The organism is Nocardioides sp. CER19, assembly GCF_029846275.1.
Lineage (GTDB): Bacteria > Actinomycetota > Actinomycetes > Propionibacteriales > Nocardioidaceae > Nocardioides.
The window spans coordinates 380,249-398,754 of the sequence record NZ_JARVWS010000004.1 but is presented as its reverse complement, the minus strand read 5'-3'; the positions used below and the strand labels follow the sequence as shown (position 1 = coordinate 398,754).

At 72.9% G+C, this 18,506-nt stretch carries 20 protein-coding genes; 9 read left to right on the top strand and 11 right to left on the bottom strand.

Annotated features, from left to right (window positions below; all coding sequences use genetic code 11):
* Window positions 1-2: 2 nt before the first annotated feature.
* From aroF to pknB, 4 genes are all read right to left on the bottom strand, one after another.
* A complete protein-coding gene (gene aroF / locus QDS12_RS21395) occupies window positions 3-1,043 on the bottom strand; it encodes a 3-deoxy-7-phosphoheptulonate synthase (RefSeq protein ID WP_279882952.1) in 1,041 nt (346 codons plus the stop codon).
* 202 nt (window positions 1,044-1,245) lie between these two features.
* Window positions 1,246-2,151 carry a deoxyribonuclease IV gene (locus QDS12_RS21390; protein WP_279882951.1) on the bottom strand — a complete coding sequence of 302 codons (906 nt, stop codon included), beginning with the start codon at window positions 2,149-2,151 and terminating at the stop codon, window positions 1,246-1,248.
* A 71-nt stretch (window positions 2,152-2,222) separates the two neighbouring features.
* The gene (locus QDS12_RS21385; protein ID WP_279882949.1) at window positions 2,223-2,387 is read right to left on the bottom strand and encodes a hypothetical protein; all 165 of its coding nucleotides are present in this window, start codon (window positions 2,385-2,387) and stop codon (window positions 2,223-2,225) included.
* Between the two features lie 70 nt (window positions 2,388-2,457).
* Entirely contained in the window at window positions 2,458-4,359 is a 1,902-nt protein-coding gene (gene pknB, locus QDS12_RS21380) for a Stk1 family PASTA domain-containing Ser/Thr kinase (protein ID WP_279882947.1), read from the bottom strand.
* Window positions 4,360-4,531: 172 nt separating this feature from the next.
* Between pknB and QDS12_RS21375 the strand changes: the two genes are divergently transcribed.
* Genes QDS12_RS21375 through QDS12_RS21365 form a run of 3 tightly spaced genes read left to right on the top strand, consistent with a single transcriptional unit; the run spans window position 4,532 to window position 5,858 of the window.
* Window positions 4,532-4,915, top strand: coding sequence for an Rv2175c family DNA-binding protein (locus QDS12_RS21375; protein WP_279882945.1), 384 nt, complete (start codon window positions 4,532-4,534; stop codon window positions 4,913-4,915).
* A gap of 25 nt (window positions 4,916-4,940) precedes the next feature.
* Complete coding sequence (locus tag QDS12_RS21370) at window positions 4,941-5,423, top strand: ribonuclease domain-containing protein (RefSeq protein ID WP_279882944.1); 483 nt, start codon at window positions 4,941-4,943, stop codon at window positions 5,421-5,423.
* A 24-nt stretch (window positions 5,424-5,447) separates the two neighbouring features.
* On the top strand, window positions 5,448-5,858 hold the full coding sequence (locus QDS12_RS21365) for a barstar family protein (protein WP_279882942.1): 411 nt from the start codon (window positions 5,448-5,450) through the stop codon (window positions 5,856-5,858).
* 12 nt (window positions 5,859-5,870) lie between these two features.
* Here the strand turns inward: QDS12_RS21365 and QDS12_RS21360 are convergent, their stop codons facing one another.
* Complete coding sequence (locus QDS12_RS21360; RefSeq protein ID WP_279882940.1) at window positions 5,871-6,938, bottom strand: polyprenyl synthetase family protein; 1,068 nt, start codon at window positions 6,936-6,938, stop codon at window positions 5,871-5,873.
* Window positions 6,939-7,003: 65 nt separating this feature from the next.
* Between QDS12_RS21360 and metF the strand changes: the two genes are divergently transcribed.
* A complete protein-coding gene (gene metF / locus QDS12_RS21355; protein WP_279882938.1) occupies window positions 7,004-7,894 on the top strand; it encodes a methylenetetrahydrofolate reductase [NAD(P)H] in 891 nt (296 codons plus the stop codon).
* 1 nt (window position 7,895) lies between these two features.
* Here metF and QDS12_RS21350 read toward each other — a convergent pair whose 3' ends face one another.
* From QDS12_RS21350 to QDS12_RS21340, 3 genes are read right to left on the bottom strand one after another with little or no spacing between them, the layout of a single operon-like run.
* Window positions 7,896-9,197 carry an NAD(P)/FAD-dependent oxidoreductase gene (locus tag QDS12_RS21350; protein ID WP_279882936.1) on the bottom strand — a complete coding sequence of 434 codons (1,302 nt, stop codon included), beginning with the start codon at window positions 9,195-9,197 and terminating at the stop codon, window positions 7,896-7,898.
* A 23-nt stretch (window positions 9,198-9,220) separates the two neighbouring features.
* Window positions 9,221-9,805 (bottom strand): DUF4126 domain-containing protein, encoded by a 585-nt coding sequence (locus QDS12_RS21345; RefSeq protein WP_279882934.1) that lies wholly within the window; start codon window positions 9,803-9,805, stop codon window positions 9,221-9,223.
* A gap of 12 nt (window positions 9,806-9,817) precedes the next feature.
* The gene (locus tag QDS12_RS21340; RefSeq protein ID WP_279882932.1) at window positions 9,818-10,300 is read right to left on the bottom strand and encodes a YbaK/EbsC family protein; all 483 of its coding nucleotides are present in this window, start codon (window positions 10,298-10,300) and stop codon (window positions 9,818-9,820) included.
* A gap of 64 nt (window positions 10,301-10,364) precedes the next feature.
* Between QDS12_RS21340 and QDS12_RS21335 the strand changes: the two genes are divergently transcribed.
* The 4 genes from QDS12_RS21335 (at window position 10,365) to QDS12_RS21320 (ending at window position 12,801) form a co-directional block, all read left to right on the top strand.
* Window positions 10,365-10,862 (top strand): hypothetical protein, encoded by a 498-nt coding sequence (locus QDS12_RS21335; protein ID WP_279882930.1) that lies wholly within the window; start codon window positions 10,365-10,367, stop codon window positions 10,860-10,862.
* Between the two features lie 198 nt (window positions 10,863-11,060).
* Window positions 11,061-11,510, top strand: a complete 450-nt coding sequence (locus QDS12_RS21330; protein ID WP_279883511.1) for an SAV_6107 family HEPN domain-containing protein — start codon at window positions 11,061-11,063, stop codon at window positions 11,508-11,510.
* Window positions 11,511-11,550: 40 nt separating this feature from the next.
* A complete protein-coding gene (locus QDS12_RS21325; protein ID WP_279882928.1) occupies window positions 11,551-12,258 on the top strand; it encodes a methyltransferase domain-containing protein in 708 nt (235 codons plus the stop codon).
* A 123-nt stretch (window positions 12,259-12,381) separates the two neighbouring features.
* On the top strand, window positions 12,382-12,801 hold the full coding sequence (locus QDS12_RS21320) for a DUF3040 domain-containing protein (RefSeq protein WP_279882926.1): 420 nt from the start codon (window positions 12,382-12,384) through the stop codon (window positions 12,799-12,801).
* 96 nt (window positions 12,802-12,897) lie between these two features.
* Here the strand turns inward: QDS12_RS21320 and QDS12_RS21315 are convergent, their stop codons facing one another.
* The 3 genes from QDS12_RS21315 to QDS12_RS21305 are packed head-to-tail and all read right to left on the bottom strand — an operon-like array spanning window position 12,898 to window position 17,342.
* Complete coding sequence (locus tag QDS12_RS21315) at window positions 12,898-15,162, bottom strand: DUF3488 and transglutaminase-like domain-containing protein (protein WP_279882924.1); 2,265 nt, start codon at window positions 15,160-15,162, stop codon at window positions 12,898-12,900.
* On the bottom strand, window positions 15,149-16,411 hold the full coding sequence (locus tag QDS12_RS21310; RefSeq protein ID WP_279882922.1) for a DUF58 domain-containing protein: 1,263 nt from the start codon (window positions 16,409-16,411) through the stop codon (window positions 15,149-15,151). Before QDS12_RS21310 ends, QDS12_RS21315 begins: the two co-directional genes overlap by 14 nt.
* A 13-nt stretch (window positions 16,412-16,424) precedes the next feature.
* A complete protein-coding gene (locus tag QDS12_RS21305) occupies window positions 16,425-17,342 on the bottom strand; it encodes a MoxR family ATPase (protein WP_279883508.1) in 918 nt (305 codons plus the stop codon).
* 551 nt (window positions 17,343-17,893) lie between these two features.
* On the opposite strand from QDS12_RS21305, the gene mraZ reads away from it, so the two are divergent.
* Complete coding sequence (mraZ, locus tag QDS12_RS21300; protein ID WP_279882920.1) at window positions 17,894-18,325, top strand: division/cell wall cluster transcriptional repressor MraZ; 432 nt, start codon at window positions 17,894-17,896, stop codon at window positions 18,323-18,325.
* Window positions 18,326-18,506: the final 181 nt, after the last annotated feature.

Genomic DNA, 18,506 nt, shown 5'->3' with positions numbered 1-18,506 from the left:
GGCTACGCCAAGACCTTCGTGAGACGGGAAGCGTCGGCGCGGCCGAGAAGGCCGGGCATCGTGCGCACCGCCGCCGCCAGCTCCCGCAGGTCGCTGCCGAGCAGCGCCTGCGGGCCGTCGCAGAGCGCGTCCTCCGGATGGGGGTGGACGTCGACGATGATGCCGTCGGCGCCGACGCCGATGGCCGCCCGCGACAGCGGTACGACCAGCTCTCGACGCCCGGCGGCGTGCGACGGGTCGACGATGATCGGCAGGTGCGAGGCCGCCTGCACGACCGGGACGGCGGAGATGTCCAGGGTGTTGCGGGTCGCGGGCTCGAAGGTCCGGATGCCCCGCTCGCACAGCACGATGTCGAGGTTGCCGCGCTGGGCGACGTACTCGGCGGCCATCAGCCACTCCTCGATCGTCGAGCTGAAGCCACGCTTGAGCAGGACCGGCTTTCCGGCGTCCCCGGCGGCCTGGAGGAGCCCGAAGTTCTGTGCGTTGCGGGTGCCGATCTGCAGCATGTCGGCGTGCTCGGCGACGACGGCGACGTCCCGGGCGTCGACCACCTCGGTGACGATCGGGAGGCCCGTGGCCGCGCCGACCTCGGCGAGGATCTCGAGACCGCGGACCCCGAGCCCCTGGAAGGCGTACGGCGAGGTGCGCGGCTTGAACGCACCGCCGCGCAGGATCGTCGCGCCGGCCGCCTTCGCCATCTGGGCGGCCTCGAGCGTCTGCTCCGACGACTCGACCGCGCACGGCCCGGCCATGAACGTGAACGTCTGTGGTCCGATCGGCACGCCGTCGACCCAGACGGTCGACCGGTCCGGATGGTGCTGGCGGCTCACCAGCTTGTAGGGGTCCGAGATCCGGTGGACGTCCGCGACGCCCGCGAGCGTGCGCAGGTTGAGGTGGTGGAAGGAGTCGATGTCGCCGACCAGCCCGATGATCGTCCGGGTGAGGCCCTTGCTGACGAAGGCCTCGCCGCCGACCGCCTCGACCCGCTCGACGACGCGCGCGATGTCCTCGTCGGTGGCACCGGGAGCCATGACCACGACCATGATGTGTTCCTCTCGTTGGCCCGGCCTGCCCCGGATACACGAACGCCCCGGGCACCGGCCGGGGCGTCTCGTTGGTGTGTGAGCGGTCCTACGACAGGACTGCCCGCACGGGAGAACCCGGCAGGCGTCCAAAGAAATACGAGGTCGGCGTCACGGCGCCGACAGTAGCCGAGCCGTCCGGGATGCGGGACTGGACGTCCGCCTAGTGGGACGCGTCGCGGAGCCGCTTGAGCAGCGGGATGTCCACGTTGTCGGCGTCGCGCGAGTCGGGCGTCTCGAGGATGAACGGCACGCCGGCAGTCGCCGGGTGGGCGAACAGCTCGGAGAAGGCGCCCGTGCCGATGTGACCCTGGCCGATCTTCTGGTGACGGTCCTTGAAGGCGCCGCGGACGTCCATCGAGTCGTTGGCATGGATGAGTCGCAGCCTGCCCGCGCCGCCGATCTCCACGATCCGGTCGACGGTCGCGGTGGCGCCCCCGTCCTCGTCGAGCGGGGCCCCGGCCGCGAACACGTGGCAGGTGTCGAGGCAGATGCCGGCCTTCGGATGGAAGTCGAGGGCGGTGAGGTACGCCGTCAGGTCCTCGACGCTCGCGCACAGCGACCGTCCCTGTCCGGCCGTCGGCTCGAGCAGCAGCCACGGCGCGGCCTCGTCACCGATCGTCTCCAGCACGGGCAGCAGTGCCTCCCGCACCTGGCCCATCGCGGTGGCGAGCTGCGCGTCGGGGTCTCCGTCGGTGCTCACGAACGACCCGGTGTGCACGACCACGCCCTCGGCGCCGAGCTCGACGGCGCGGCGCAGGTTGTGCGCCACCATCGCCGCCGAGCGCTCGTAGGTGGCCGCGGTGGGGCTGCCGAGGTTCACGAGGTACGGCGCGTGGATGAACGCCCGCATGCCGCGGCCCTCCAGCTGCCGCCTGAACTCCTTGTCCTCGGACGGCTTGCCCGCGGACAGCGCCCACCCGCGTGGGTTGCCGACGAAGATCTGCAGCGTCTCGCAGCCGAGCAGGTCGGCCTGCGCGAGCGCTCCCGCGACCAGCCCCTTGCCGACCTGGACATGCGTGCCGATCGGTCGGCTCTGTCGGTGGTCGATCTGGTCAGGGGTCGGCACGGCGTCAGGGTAGGACGGCGCGCGGTGGCGACGGCATCGGAGCTGACGCTCCTGGACGGCGGGTCGCCCCTCTACAGTCCGCCGCCGCCCCATCCGCCGCCGCCCCACGAACCGCCGGACTTCCTGTACTTGCGCGCGAGCCGGTCGCCCGGACCCTGCTCGGGAAGACCGGCGCTCCACCAGATGAGGGCGAGCAGCGCGACGATCGCGAGCACCAACACGATCAACCTGATCACGGAGACCTCCTGATCCCTGACTGGATCGAAGAGTACGCAGACCGGGGCCTCAGCGGCTACGAGCTCGCGGTCAGGAGATCCACACCGTGATCGTGGACCCCTTCGGGACCTTGTCACCCGCGTGGTCCTGCTTCATCACGAAGCCGATGCCGAAGTAGGGCGTGTAGTGCTCGACGTCGACCCTGAAGCCTGCGTCCTGGAGATCGCTCTTGGCGGAGTCGATGCCGTGGCCGGTGACGCGCGGGACCTCGACCAGCTCGGGCCCGTTGGACACGAGCAGGCTGACGGTGTCGCCCTTGTGGAGCGTGCCCGGGTCGGGGCTCTGGCTGATGACGCGTCCCTTCGGGACGTCGTCGTCGTACTTGCTGTCCGTCTCGACCTGGAGCCCGGCCTGCTCCAGCGCGGCCCTCGCCTTGCCGGCGTCCTTGCCGCGCCAGTCGGCGACCTGGACCGGCTGGCGGCCCTTGCTGACCCACACGTCGACGGACGTGCCGGGGCGCAGCGTCGCGCCGGCGGCCGGGTCGGTGCGGATCACCTGCCCGCTGGGCACGGCGTTCGACCATTTCTCGACGGCCTTGCCATAGCTCATCTTGATCGCGAGCAGCGCGTCCTGGGCCTGGTCGAGCGTCTTCCCGGTGAGGTCGGGCAGCTGGTACTGCTCGACGCCCTGGGAGAGCGTGATCGTCACGGCGTGCCCGTCGAGGACGCGGTCGCCACCGGCCGGGTCGGTGCGCATCACGTGCCCGGCCTTGACGGTGTCGGAGTACGCCGGCGCGCCGACCTTCATCTCCAGCCCGGCAGCCTTCAGCCGGGCCGCGGCAGCCTGCTGCGTCAGGCCGATGACGCCGGGGGTGCTGGTGTAGCGCGCGAAGCCGAACCACCAGGCGCCGACGCCGAGCGCAGCGACCAGCAGCACGGCCAGCGCCACCTTGAGCGGGCCCCGACGGCGGGACCGCTCAACCGGACGGGCCGGCCCGGGCGCCGGTGCCGACCGCGCCACGGTGCGCGTGCGGTCGGGCTCGTCCCACCGCTGGGGCGTCGTGTCGTCGCTGACGCGCGGCGGCAGCGAGAGGTCGGTCGTGAGCTCGTGGTCGTTGCTCATGCCCGCGGCGAGCGCGGAGGCGACCCGCTGCACCTGCCGCAGCATCACGCCGGCGTCGGCCGGCCGCAGCCCGGCGTCGCGGGCCGTGGCCCGTGCGACCAGCGCGTCGACGTACGGGGGGAGGGAGGGGACCAGCCGCGACGGCGGCGGGACGTCCTCGTGGACGTGCTTGTAGGCGACCTGGATCGGCGTCTCGCCCTCGTGCGGCTTGCGGCCGGTGAGCAGCTCGTAGAGGACGACGCCGGCCGAGTAGACGTCGGCACGGGCGTCCGCGCGGCCCTCGGTGACGATCTCGGGCGCGATGTAGGAGACCGTGCCGATCAGCACACCGGTGGAGGTGTGCTGGGTGTCGGCGGTGACGGCACGGGCCAGACCGAAGTCGGCGACCTTGACGGTGCCGTCGTCGGAGATCAGCACGTTCTCGGGCTTGACGTCGCGGTGCACCAGGCCGGCCCGGTGGGCAGCGGCGAGCGCGGACAGGACCGGCTCCATCAACGCGAGCGCACGGCGTGGTGCCATCGGGCTCTGCGTGGTGATCGTGTCGCGCAGGGTGTGACCCGGGACGAGCTCCATGACGAGGTACGGCGACCCGGTGTCCTCGCCCTGGTCGTAGACGGACACCACGTGCGGGTGCGACAGCCGGGCGGCCGCCCGCGCCTCGCGCACGAACCGGGCGGCGTACGCGCCGTCGTCGGAGTGGCCGCTGCTCGAGCCGCCGCCGATCCCGCTGTGCATGACCTTGACCGCGACCGTCCGGTCGAGCCGGAGGTCGGTGGCCTCGTAGACGCCGGCCATCCCGCCCCGCGCGATGCGCGAGGTGAGCCGGTAGCGGCCGTCGAGCGTGCGCCCGATCAGGGGATCGTGGTCCACGCGCGACTCAGCGCCGGCACGGCTCTGCCCACGCCGGTCAGCCTGCATCGTCGACCCTCCTGCTACCGGTCGGGGAAGGGACCGGATCAGAGCCATGGTACGGAGCGATCCACTCGGCGCCGACGTACGACTCGCCCGAACGCTCGACGAGGGGGCCGCCTAGGATCGGCGTATGGACGCTCCGCTGCGACTCGCCGACCACGACCTGGCCCAGCTGGTGACCGACTGGATCGACTGGGCGGAGGCCGCGAAGCGCCTCGGCGTGACGGTCGGCAAGGTGCGCACCATGATCCGTGAGCACCAGCTCGCGGCGGCCGTGCCGAACCCGGGGGAGAAGGGTGCCGGCCAGCGGGTCCCGGCCGACTTCATCGTCGATGGTGAGCCGGTCAAGGGCCTGTCCGGCCTGTTGACCGTGCTCCACGACGGCGGGTACGACGACCGGGAGTGCATCGCCTGGCTCTACCTCGACGCCGACCTGCCCGGGCGCCCGATCGACGCGCTCCGTGAGAACCGAGGGTCCGAGGCCAAGCGCCGCGCCCAGGCGATGGCGTTCTGAGCCGGCGCTGGCGCCTCGGGCGACGATGACCCGCCGGACGCTCGCCCCGATCACAGCGATCGCGGCCGTCCTCGCGGCCGTCCTCCTCGCCCTGTCCGCGTGCGGGAACGGCGACGACCCGCCTCGGGCCGCGGCGCCGACCTCCTCCCCGTCGACCTCCTCCGCGTCGACCTCCTCCGCGCCGACCCCGTCCGCGACGAGGTCGGCCCGCGTCGACCCCGAGTCCGGCCTGCCGTGGGTCGGCGTCGCCGACCTGCCGCCGCAGGCGCGGCAGACACTCGAGCTCATCGACGCCGGCGGCCCGTTCCCCTATCCCGGCAAGGACGGCAGCACCTTCGGCAACCTGGAGGGGTTGCTTCCGAAGGAGCCCCGGGGGTACTACGCCGAGTACACCGTGCCGACGCCGGGGTCGCGCGATCGCGGCGCGCGGCGGATCATCACAGGTGAGGGCGGCGAGTACTACTGGACCGCCGACCACTATCAGCAGTTCGAACGGATCAGGCGGTAAGCACCACTCGAAGGGACGGCAGATATGAGCGGACTCGCGGGCATCCTGGCCGGGCACCATGCACCCGGCGTCTACCGATGGCATGCGGCCTTCGGCCCAGCGGACGTCAGGCACACGGTCGAGCACGCCGGGTGGCGGTTCGCGCGGGTGGACGGCGTCGGTATCGAGGAGAAGTCGGCGCTGATGGACGCGCTCGGCAGCGCGCTCCAGGCGCCCGACCACTACGGCCGCAATCTCGACGCGCTGCGCGACGTCCTGCGCGACGTCGACGGGCGTCTGCTGCTCCTCTGGGACGAGTGGGGGCCGCTCGCCCATGCCGACAGGAGCACCTTCGACCAGGTCACCGGCATCTTCGCCGAGCGCAGCGGGCAGGCCACGATGGCCGTGCTCCTGCGAGGCGAGGGCCCGGAGGTCGACCTGCCCAGCCTGGACTGAGCGGCCGGGACCTCAGACGGAGCGCTGCGTCGCGGCTTGAGCCAGCCCCAGCAGCACACCGCGGGCCCGCTCGTCGACCGTCGCGCGCTCCAGCGCGGCGAGGGCCGAGCTCGTGAGTGCGGTGATCGCGGCCTCGACCTGCTCGCGCGCGCCCGACGCCGTGATGACGCGGCGCAGCTCGTCGACCTGCTCCTCGCTGAGCGCCTGCCCGAGCGAGCCGTCGAGGAGGGCCGCGTCCCGCGCCGACGCCGCGTCGAGCGCCAGCGCGACGAGGACCGTCCGCTTGCCCTCGACGAGGTCGTCGCCCGCCGGCTTGCCGGTCTCGGTGGGGTCGCCGAAGACGCCGAGGAGGTCGTCGCGCAGCTGGAACGCCTCACCCAACGGCAGCCCGAAGGCGGTGAGCGCGGCCAGGTCGGCGGAGGACGCGCCGGCCAGCGCGGCGCCGATGTGGAGCGGCCGCTCGATGGAGTACTTCGCCGACTTGTAGCGCAGCACCGTCATCGCGGTGTCCACGTCGGCGCGGCCGCGGGCCTGGACCGACACGTCGAGGAACTGCCCGGCGATCACCTCGGTCCGGCACAGGTCGAACACCTGGAGCGCCGGCGCCACCTTGTCGACCGGGAAGCCCGAGCGGCGCAGCATCTCGTCCGCCCACGAGAGCAGCAGGTCGCCGAGCAGGATCGCCGCCGCGGCGCCGTACTGCTCCGGATTGCCCCGCCAGTCCTCGTCGCGGTGCTCCGCCTCGAGCGCGCGATGGGTCGACGGCCGGCCGCGCCGCGTGTCGGAGGCGTCCATGTAGTCGTCGTGGACGAGCGCGGAGGCGTGCAGCAGCTCCAGCGCGGCGCACGCCCGGATCAGGGCGTCGTCGTCCACGCCGTCCGGCGCGAACGCGCGGTGACCCCAGTAGCAGAACGCGGCGCGGAATCGCTTCCCGCCGCTGACCGTGACCCGTGCCTGCTCGAGCAGTCGTGCGGCGTCCGAGCCGAGCGGTGCGAGGACCGCCGCCTGGCGGTCGAGGAACGAGTCGAGCGCCTCCTGAACCCGCGCGCGAAAGTCGTCGGCGTCCCAGGTGTCGCTCACGAACGTCGAGCCTAAGGGGTGGACGATGCCGGATCCGGGCTGCCCCGTTCCTTAGGATGCTGGACATGAGCGAGAACGATGCGAAGCACATCGGGCGGCTGATCCGTGAGGGCGGCCGCTCGTTCTCGTTCGAGTTCTTCCCGCCGAAGGACGAGGCCGGGGAGGAGCAGCTCTGGTCAGCCATCGAGGCGCTGGAGCCCTACCGACCGACGTTCGTCTCCGTGACGTACGGCGCCGGCGGCTCGACCCGCGACAAGACCGTGAAGGTCACCGAGCGGATCGCGCGCGAGACGTCGATGGTGCCGATGGCCCACCTGACCTGCGTCGGCCACACGGTGGCCGAGATCGAGGCGATCCTCGACGACTACGCCGCCGCCGGGGTGCGCAACGTGATGGCGCTGCGCGGTGACCCGAGCGAGGGCCCGCGCGCGCCGTGGACCCCGACCGACGGCGGGTTCACCTACGCCACCGAGCTGGTCGAGCTGGTCCGCGAGCGCGGCGTCTTCGACGTCGGCGTCGCCGCGTTCCCCGAGGGTCACCCGTCCGCGGCCTCGCTCGACGCGGATGCCGAAGTGCTCGCCGCGAAGGCGAGGGCGGGGGCCGCGTTCGCGGTCACCCAGATGTTCTTCCGGGCCTCCGACTACTTCGCCCTCGTAGAGCGTGTCCGCGACCTCGGGGTCGACATCCCGATCCTCCCCGGCATCATGCCGATCCTGAACCTCGCGGCGATCCGCCGGCAGGGCGAGCTGATCGGCACGTCGGTGCCCGAGGAGATCGTCGCCCGCATCCAGACCAAGGCCGAGAACGCGGCCGCCGTCCGTGCGGAGGGCGTCGCGATCGCCGCCGAGCTCTGCGAGGAGCTGCTCGCGGGCGGCGCGCCCGGACTGCACTTCTACACGCTCAACCGCTCCAAGGCGACGCTGGAGATCTTCGCGAAGCTCAACCTCACGGTCTGACTCACGCCGTCGCGAGCTCCTGGGCGACCAGGGCGGCGGACAGGCCGACGAAGGGCAGGCCGTCGCCGGCGACCGCGTGCGCGCCGGCCGCGTAGACACCCGGGATCGGCGTCACCGGGCCGAGGCGGGACGTCGACCGCCCGCGCCACTGGACGCCCAGCGGCGAGCCGTTCCACCGCTCCACGAGCTCGCGCGGGGAGAGGTCGACCCGCGTCGCCACCTGCTCGCGGACGTCGATCCTGTGCCGCGCCAGCGCGAGCAGCACGTCCTCGTGGAGCCGGCCCCGCACCTGCACCGTCCACGCGTGCCCGCCCTCCGGTGCGCGACCGCCCGGCCGCAGCGTGAGCGTCGGCTCGCCGTGCAGCACCAGCTCGGCCGGCAGGTCAGGGACGTCGCCGCTGAGGCCGAGGTGAACGATGAACGGCGGGATCGCCGGCATCGAGCGGCCGGCGTACGGCGCGAGCGCCGGCAGGCGTCGCGGGTCGGTCGCCACGACCACCGCGTCGGCGTCGACCTCGCCCTCGGAGGTGCGTACGGCGACCGCCCGGCCGCCGCGCAGCACCAGGTCGAGCGCCGGCGTCGACGTGTGGACAGCGACCCGCCGCGTCGTCATCCGGTCGGCCAGCGCCGCGGCCAGCGACCCCATGCCTCCGGCCGGGCGCCAGGCCCCGAAGCGCTGCTCGAGGTAGGCCGTGAGCCCTGCCCAGGCGGGCACGTCGCGCAGCGTGTGGCCGGCGGCCTCGAACGGGTGGGCGGCGACGAGCCGCAGGCGCTCGTCGGCGAAGCTGCGCCGCAGCCGGCGGTGGAGCGTCTCGCGACTGCGCAGGAGGGCGGTGACCTCCGCGGGCGGGCTCGACGTGCGCTGCTCGAAGACGTGCCGGCGGAGCAGCTCCCACACCTCGCCGTAGGAGGCGACGTGGTCGACCCACGCCTGGCCCTGGGGGCGACCGCGCTTGCCGGTGAGCTCGTCGAACGCGGCGAGCTGGGCCGCGCGGGAGCCTCCCGGCAGGCGCACCGACGTCTCGTCCGCGAAACGGTGCTCCCTGACCACATCGAGCGGCTCCAGGTCCAGCTCCCGCTCGAGGGGGCGCCCCGACTTGCGGAACAGGTCGCGTACGACAGCCGGCAGCAGCGTCGTGGACGCCGACGCGTCCCAGGCGAACCCGTCCTGCTGCACCGGGCGCAGCGCACCTCCGAGTGCCGGCTCACCCTCGAGCAGCGTCACCTCGTGGCCGAGCTTGGCGAGCCGGGCCGCGGAGGCCAGTCCGCCGAACCCGCCGCCGACGACCACCACCCGTGCCACGGGCGGCAACCCTAGACCCTGACCTAGACCCTGGCCGGCCCGCGGCCCTTCCACCGTCGCCACCCGCGCCGGATCAACCGCCCGGCGGCGTAGAGCGCGACGAGCCCCGCGGCGAGCAGTACCCCGGCGATGGCGGCCGCGAGGTGCGGGTGGTCGATCGCGAAGCCGATGACGACGAGTACCGCAGCGTCCTCGCTCAGGCTAGCCGCGATGTTGCTCACCGGCTCGGGCGAGGCGTTGATCGCCAGCCGGCTGCCCGCCTTCGTGAGGTGGGAGAGGAGCGCGGTGCCACCGCCGACCACGCCGCTCACGGCCTGGTCGAGCGTGCTCGCATCGCCGGCCACGAGCACGCCGATCACGGCGCCGACGGTCGGGCGGATCGCCGTCGAGATGACGTCCCACGTGGAGTCGACGTAGGGGATCTTGTCCGCGACGAACTCCATCGCGTAGAGCGCGCCGGCCACCGTCAGCACCGGCCAGGTGCCCAGCACGTCGGGGATGTCACCGGACCCGCCGACCCGGTCGGCGATCCCCAGCACGAGCACGACCAGGTAGGCGTTGACGCCGCTGGCCCAGCCGCTCGAGAACGCGAGGGAGAGGCTGTCCATGGCGGAGGTCGGCTACTCCACGTCGACGGCCGTGGCGCCGGTCAGGGCGAGCAGCTCGTCGTAGGTCGTGGAGAACACCGTGGCGGGATGGCCTGCGGCCGCCCAGAGCACGGGGTAGTGCTGCAGCGCCGTGTCGACGTACGTCGGGATCGGCGTGGGATGGCCGATGGGGGAGACCCCGCCGATCACCTGACCGGTGTGCTCGCGCACGAACTCCGGCGCGGCCCGCTCGAGCCGCTCGACGCCGATGCGTGTCGCGGTCGCCCCGGTGTCGACCCGGTGGGCGCCGGAGGTGAGCACCAGCACGGGTGTGCCGCCGGCGTCGAAGAGGAGGCTGTTGGCGATCGCGCCGACCTCGCAGCCGAGTGCGGCGGCGGCCAGTGCGGCCGTGTGGACCGAGTCGGGCAGAATGACGATGTCACCCGTTCCGCCGCGGTGTGCGTGCTCCTCGCGGAAGCGGACGACGGACGGGTGCGCGGTGAGGTCGGACGCCATGCGCTGACCCTAGCGATCTCCGGCCGACGAGCGATGACGAGTGATGAGTGAACGGAGTGCATGCGTGGACGAGCGACCCGCGTCGCTGAGACTGGCCCTGCAGCTGCTGGGGGCCCTGGTCCTGCTCGGTGCCGTGACGGTGGTGCTGATCATCGTCCGGCAGGACGACCTCATCCGCTCGTGGGCGGAGGGCAATCCCGCGGTCCGCGAGGTCCTGGAGACCCGCGGCCTCGAGGCGGTCAAGCAGGGCTCGGTCCAGCCGCCGCACTTCATCCCCGTCGCCGTGACGCTGTATGTCGTCCTGGCCGGTCTCGTCGCGGTGCTCGGCGTGTTCCTGAGCAACGGCTACGAGTGGGCGCGCCTCAGCATCACGGTGCTGCTGTTCTTCTCCGCGGTCGCCGGCATCGCCGGTCTGCGGGTCGGGCAGCCCACCGCGTTCGCCGTCTGCACCGTGGTGGGGCTCGCCCTCTTCGCCGCGCTGATGGTGCCCCTGTGGCACCCCGACACGACCGCCTACATCCACGCCGATCCCGAGGCCGAGCCCGCCCGCCCCTCCACCTGAGTCCGGACCCAGCCTCCCGACCGACCCTCTGAGGACTGTCGGCGCTCGCTGCTTGACTGCTCTGGACGCCGGAGGAACGGCCCTTGACCGGGTCTCCCGACGGCGCTACCGTCTGGATATCGAACATGTGTTCGAACCGTCCGGCGGCGGTGACCTCGACCCTCGCCGCCGCCGGACCACGGAGAGGAGCAAGTCGTGATGACGCAGGTGACGACCGAGGCCGTCCCGGGCTTCCTGCCTGCCACGACGCACGCCTACCTCCTGCGCTCGGCCGGCTCGCTGGCCGAGGCGATGGAGGCCGACGACGTCGCCACCCGCTACGCCTGCGCCCACGTCGCGGCCCTGCAGGCGGCGGCCGCCCTGCTGGCGGCTCGCTCGACGCCGACGCTCACCGCCCGGCGCCGCCCGCAGCGCAACGCGTGGGTCCTGCTCAGCGAGGTCGCTCCTGAGCTGGCCGACTGGGCGACGTTCTTCGCCGCGGGTGCCGCGAAGCGGGCGGCCGCGGAGGCGGGCTCCATCAGGGCCGTGAGCCGCGCCGAGGCCGATCAGCTGGTGCGCGACGCCGACCGGTTCCTCGCGGTCGTCGAACAGTCGCTCGGCCTGGTTCCGCACGCCTCGCTCGCGGCGCACGATCGTCGGGTGGGCTGACCCTCCCGAGCCTGCGCGGACCGGCCACTAGGGTGGTGCCATGACCGTCAGCGAACGCCGGGGCAGCGCCCGGACGGCCGTCGTGTGGGACACGCTCCAGCCGATCCTCGACGCCCCGCCGCTCGACGTTCTCGACATCGGCGGTGGCACCGGCGGCTTCGCCGCCCGAGTCGCCCAGCTGGGCCACCGGGTCACGGTCGTGGACCCCAGTCCCGATGCGCTCGCCGCGCTGGCGCGCCGTGCGCGCGAGCTGGGCGTCAGCGTCGAGGGACGCCAGGGTGACCTCGCGGCGCTCGGCGTCGACCCGACCAGTGCCGACGTCGTCCTGTGCCACGGCGTGCTCGAGGTGGTCGACGATCCTGCCGCGGCGCTGACCTCCCTCCGTGGGGTGCTGCGCCCGGGGGGTCGGCTCAGCCTGCTGGTCGCCCAGCGCAACGCGTCGGTCGTGGCGCGGGCGATGGCCGGCCACTTCGCCCAGGCCCTCGCCCTCCTCGACGACACCGGCCCGTCCGGGCGGGCCGGCCGGCGGTTCACGGCCGCGGAGGCCGCGGACCTGCTGGCCGGGGCCGGGTTCTCCGTCGAGTCGACGCACGGCGTCCGCGTCTTCGCCGACCTCGTCCCGGGGTCGCTGCTCGACCTCGAGCCGGGTGCTCCCGCGGCCCTCGCCGACCTGGAGCTGGCGGTCGCGCAACGGCCCGACTTCCTCCCGCTCGCCGCGCAGCTTCACCTCGTGGCCACCCGCGCGTGACCTCGGGTCACCCGGAGTGTGCCAATTTCTTCTTGCTGGGTACCGTGGCGGGAACCTGCTGCCTAGACTGACGGTAGGAATCAACGCGGCGGCACTGCCGCCTTCGAACCAGCGGGAGGACCGGTGCCACTCTCGGAAGAGGAGCTGCGGCTACTCGAGCAGATGGAACGCGCCCTCCTCCAGGAGGACCCCAAGTTCGCCTCCACTCTCCGCGGCACCTCGTTCCGACGCGCCGCGCGCCGTCGCGCCGTCTTGGCGGGCGTCGTCTTCGTCGTCGGCATCGCACTACTGATGACCGGCGTGATCACCCAGCTCCCGGTCGTCGGGATCATCGGGTTCGTCATCATGCTCGGCTCGGCGACGGTCGGTCTGGCCGCCTTGCGGTCCAAGCCCGTCGTACACACTTCCTTGAGCCACCCCAGCCACGGCTTCACCGTCTTCGACGGTGGCCGGCGCGCCCGCAACCGCCGCAGCCACGCGTCCTTCATGGACCGCATGGAGCAGCGCTGGCAGCGCCGCCGCGACGGCAACGCCGGCTGGTGACCCGCTAGCTCTACCGAGTCATCAGGTCGGTAGCAGCCTGCCGACCGGAAATCCTGCCAGGCAGCAGCCCGCCGAGAGCGGAGACCCGGCCGGCCGTCAGCCCACCTGGTCGACGAGCTCCGGCGAGCCGGTCTCGACCGGCGTCCGCTGGAGCACCGACCGCGGCCACCACGTCGCCCGCCGGACCGCCCGCTCCGGAGCGGCGCTGTGGAGGGCGGCCAGCACGGTGAGCACGTCGTCGGCCGCGACGGCGACCGGCGGGCGCAGCGAGTAGCGCGCGACCTCGACGGCCTCGACGACCCGCCACAGCGCGTCGCGGTCGTCACCCGGCACGTAGCGCTCGAGCGACTTCCCGATCGCGCGGGGCGAGAGCCCCGACGGCCAGAGCAGGCCGAGGTCGATGACGGTGTCCCGGATCTCCGCCCAGGCGCCCTCCGCGCTCGCGGCGTGGAGCCGGACCGCGCGGCGCCGACGCCGGATCCGCGAGGGGAGGAGGGCGAGGACGCCGGCCAGGAGGATCACGACGACGGCGCCGAGGGCCCACCAGAGAACAGCGTGCGAGCTCGCGATCGGCGAGCTGGACGTCGACTGCTGCTCCTGCTGCGGCCGCTGCGCGTTGGACGCGCCGGCCGTGGGCTGCGCGGTCGTGGGCGCCACGCTCGGCTCGTTGTCGATCTGCGCGTTGTCGAGGTTGCGGGTGTACGCCGGCACGTCGGCGACGCGTGCCGCGGGGGTGGGCTCGAACCGCACCCAGCCCGCACCGCTGAAGAAGAGCTCCGGCCACGCGTGCATGTCGTGGGTGCTGTACTGCCAGCGCGACGGGCCGACCCGCTCGGGCGCCAGGAACCCGACGGCGACCCGGGCCGGGATGTCGAGGCTGCGCGCCATCGCCGCCATCGCGGCAGCGAACTGCTGGCAGTAGCCGCGCCGGCCGTCGGGCCCCGTCGACAGGAAGCTCTCGAGGTCGCCCGGGCTGCTGCCGATCGGGACGGTGTCGTCGTAGACGAAACCGCCGCGGTCACGGAACCAGTTCTGCAGCGCCACGGCCTTGGCGAAGTCGCCGTCGGCGGAGTCGGTGACCTGCTTGGCGAGCGTCCGAGCGCTGGCGGGGAAGTCCTTCGGCAGGTCGAGGTAGGACGTGCCGACCGTGCCGGGCGACGCCTGCGCGTTGATGAGGTCGGTCGTGCTGAGGTCGAGGTCGACCGCGGTCATGTCGTAGTTCATGCCGGCCGCGGAGCGCTGGTGCGGCCCGGCGAGGAAGTCCATCGTCCGGTTGTCGTAGCGCCAGTCGCCCTCGGCGTGGATGTCGGAGATCGGCGCCTGGGTCGGCAGCCACCGCGAGTCGAAGCCCTGGCCGATGGAGACGCGGTAGTCGTAGGACGTCCGCTTCACCCACGTCGCCACGCCGAGGAGACCGGGGAGCGTGCCCTCGGCGTCGTTGTTGGCGGGGACCGTGCGGTTGCCCGCCGTCCACTCGTTGTCGCCGAAGCGGTTGAGCACCGCGATGCGTAGGTACGACGGGTTCGGGTCGTCGGTCGTGATGTCGATGACCGGCACGTCCGGTCCGCGCACCAGGTCGCGACGCAGGTCGACGAGCGGGTTGGTGACGGTGATGTGGCCGCCGTCGCCGCTGCCCGGTCCGAGCCCGAACAGGTGCAGGTCGAGCGTCGGCACGAGGCTCGGCAGGATGAGCGCGAGGACGACGGCGACGCTGCCGACGTAGACGGCACCCGCGCTCTCCTCCGGGCCGGACGCACCGGTCGCCTCCAGCCGGCGTCCCCACCGGCCGACGATCTCGCTCTGGCTGAGCACGAGCATCACGAGGAACCCGGCGGCGCTCAGCGCGAAGCCCCACCACGGCAGGCCACCCTCGACGACGGAGAAGGGGACGGCGTAGATCGCCAGCAGCGGGAGCCCGGCCAGCGCGGTCCTGCGGAAGGTGCACGCGAGCAGGTCGACGATGATGAAGCAGAACAGCCCGCCGCCGACGAGCAGCGGCGCGATGCCGCCGGCCACGGCGACGGGCGGACGCTCGGCGCGTACGACGTCCGCCGCGTGCGAGAGCTCTGCGTGCAGCTCGTCCCAGGCGCCGCCGATCGGCAGCGGGGAGCCGGTGATGTAGAGGCTCACGGTGGCGCCGCCGATGACCAGCTGGGCGAGGAGCACGAGCCACCAGGGCGCCCGTGCCCAGCGGGCCACCGAGCCGACCACCACGATGACCGTGCCGACCAGCAGCAGCGGCTGCAGGTAGGAGGCGGGATCCTCGGAGAACGAGCTCCATGACAGCGTCGTCACCCAGACGGTGACGGCCGCCGCGATCGCCTGCAGGACCGGCGCGAAGGCCGTGTCACGGATGCGCACGTGCCACCCCCCGTGCCCCGCGTACGGCGCCGAGCTCCTGCCAGGCCCGGTCGACCCGGCCGTCGGGGGTGAGCGCCACCGCCCGCCAGCCCTGCTGGAGCAGCCAGCCGGTGGCGCCGCCGGTCGGGGTCCGGGTCGCGCCCCACGCGTCGACGTCGAGGGCGACCGCGAGGGCCGCGCCGGCGTGGTGCTGGACCCGACGCATCACGGAGAGGTCGGGCCCGCTCAGCCCGCCGAGGACGGCGACGGTCAGCGCGCCCGAGCCGTGCTCGCCGCTCAGCCAGCCGGGGTCGAGCGCGGTGTTGGGCAGCGGCTCGATCATCGCCAGCGCCTCGAGGAGGCGGCCGGCGGTCACCTCGGTGTCGTCGTGCTGCCAGGACGTCGCCGGGTCCTCGCCGGCGGCGGTGACCAGGCGGACCGTGTAGCCGCGGCTGCTCAGGTGCACCGCGACGGAGGCGGCCACCGTCACCGCCGTCTCCAGCGAGGACGCGAGACCCTCGCCCCGGTGCGCGCCGATGCGGTTGTCGAGGAAGACGGTCGCCCGGGTCTGCCAGGGCTGCTCCTCGCGCCGCACCATCAGCTCGCCGACCCTGGCCGAGCTGCGCCAGTGCACCCGGCGCAGGTCGTCGCCGCGGCGGTACTCCCGCACTGTCACGTCCTCCGCGCTGCCGCCGGCGAACGCGCGCGGGCGCTGGTCGCCCGAGCCGGTGAGCGAGCCGCTCAGCGAGATCCCGGGCAGCGGGACGGTGCGGGGCGTGACGACGAGGGGAGTGGTGGTCCGGAACGCGCGGGTCAGCTCGACGAGGCCGAAGGGGTCGCCGACCCGGACCGTCATCGGGCCGAGCTCGTAGCGTCCGCGCGCCTCGGCACGGACCGGGTACTCGACCCGGCCGCGCCAGCCGTGCTCGATGCCCTCGACCACGAAGCGGGGTCTGCTGCCGAGGGCGTAGGGCACCTGCTCCTCGATGCGGAGCGCACCGGTGGGCATCCGCCCGTCGTTGCGCAGGGCGAGCCGGACCCGGGACGGCTGCCCGGCCGGCACGACCTGTGGGCTGACCGTCCGGACCAGCGACAGCTTGTAGCGCGCCCGGCCCACGGCGTACGCCGTGACCAGGGGAAGTGCGACCAGGAGCACGCCGACCCGGACGAGGGTCGACTGCCCGAGGAGGACCGCGCAGACGACGGCGCTGATGCCCGCGGCGAGGAACGCCCGCCCTCGGAGCGTCAGGCCGGAGAGTGCCTCACGCACGGCGCACCGCTGGTCAGCCGGCGCTGCCGGCCGGCACCGGCACCGTCGCGATGATCGCGTTGAGCACCGAGGCGGGCGTCCGGCCGGTCATCGTCGCCTCCACCGTCGGGAGCAGGCGGTGGGCGAGGACGGGGGCCGCGAGCGAGGAGACGTCGTCGGGCAGCACGTAGTCACGACCGTGCAGCGCGGCGCTGGCCTTCGCGGCGCGGACCAGGTGGAGCGTCGCACGGGGTGAGGCGCCGAGGCTGAGCTCGTCGTGCGCGCGGGTGGCCGAGGTCAGCGCGACGGCGTAGCGCTGCACTGGGTCGGAGACGTGCACCTGGCCGACGATCCCGATCAGCTTGCGGATCTCGCTGGCGTCGGTGACCGGCTCGAGGTCGTCGAGCGGGTTCGCCTGGGTGTGGGTGGCCAGCATGGCGATCTCGGCCGCCAGCGGGGGATAGCCGATCGACACCCGCGCCATGAAGCGGTCGCGCTGCGCCTCGGGGAGGGCGTAGGTGCCCTCCATCTCGACCGGGTTCTGGGTCGCGATCACCATGAACGGCGCGTCGAGCTGGTAGGTCGTGTTGTCGACCGTGACCTGGTGCTCCTCCATGCACTCCAGGAGCGCCGACTGGGTCTTCGGCGAGGCACGGTTGATCTCGTCGCCGACGACGATGTTGGCGAAGACGCCGCCGGGCCGGAACTCGAACTCGCGCGTGTCCTGGTTGAACACCGACACGCCGGTGACGTCAGACGGCAGCAGGTCCGGCGTGAACTGGATCCGCCGGACCGTGCAGTCGATGGAGCGCGCCAGCGCCTTGGAGAGCTGCGTCTTGCCGACGCCGGGCACGTCCTCGATGAGGAGGTGCCCTTCGGCGAGCAGGACCACGACCGCCGAGAACACAACATCGGGCTTGCCCTCGATGACGCGCTCGATGTTGCTGCGGATCCGGCCGGCGACCCGCGTGAGGGTCTCGAGGTCGGCGCCGGGAACCGTGGGATGGGGTGCGGGTGTCTCAGCGGTCGGCGTACTCACGTGTGGTCCTTCCGGCGCAGGCCGTCCGCATCTTCTTCGCGGGGCTCTGTGCCAACCGTACGGCGAGCGGCAAGCGTTTCGCTCCCACTTCTTCACCTTGTTCCACGCCTGCTCAACGGTTTTAACCCACGAACGGTTCACCGCTCCGTCCTCCACCACGCCCCACCACCGCGCTCCACCGCGGCGCGCACGGGTGCTCCACCCCGCCCCACCACCGCGCTCCACCGCGGCGCGCACGGGTGCTCCACCCCGCCCCACCGCACCCCTGTGGGCGCCCTCCAGGACGGCGCCCGCGGCGCCCGGGCGCCGCAGCAGGTGCCTGACCAGCGCCTCAGGGAGCGAATCGCGGCCGAGACACGGCGTCGGTGGTTGACGGTGGAGGAAAGTGGGGTACGGTGGTGCAAAGTGGAGGACGGGGCCACGGAAGTGGGGCGGCCTGGTCGGACCGAGGGGGGTGGTGCCCGATGTTCTTCATGGGCACCTTCACTCCGAAGCTCGACGAGAAGGGCCGCCTCTTCCTCCCCGCCAAGTTCAGGGAGCGACTGTCAGAGGGGGTTGTCGTGACGCAGGGTCAGGAGAACTGCCTGGTCGTGTGGCCCGAGGACGTCTTCATGGAAGAGGCCAAGCGGGCCCAGCAGACGCCGCTGACCTCGCGGGGGGCACGCGACTACGCCCGCATCCTCTTCGGCGGCGCCGAGCCCGGCGTCCCGGACAAGCAGGGTCGGATCGGCATCTCGCCGCTCCTCCGCGCCTACGCGGGCCTCACCAAGGACGTGGTGGTGATCGGCGTGATGGACCGGATCGAGATCTGGGACCCGGAGCGTTGGCAGGACTACTCGGCGGTGGCGCAGGCGAAGTTCGCCGACCTCGACGAGGAGCCGGCAGCCCAGAGCTGACCGGAAGCTGACCGAAAGCTGACCGAAAGAACGTGGCCGGAGGCCACCGGACGACAACTGAACAGCGGCTCCGCAGGACGAGGTCTCAGTCCCGCTCGCGGTCATCTGGGGCACCTTCCCCGGTTCCAGATGATCGTCGCCTTCTGGGGCACCTTCCCCGGCACCAGACGGCGCGCTCTCC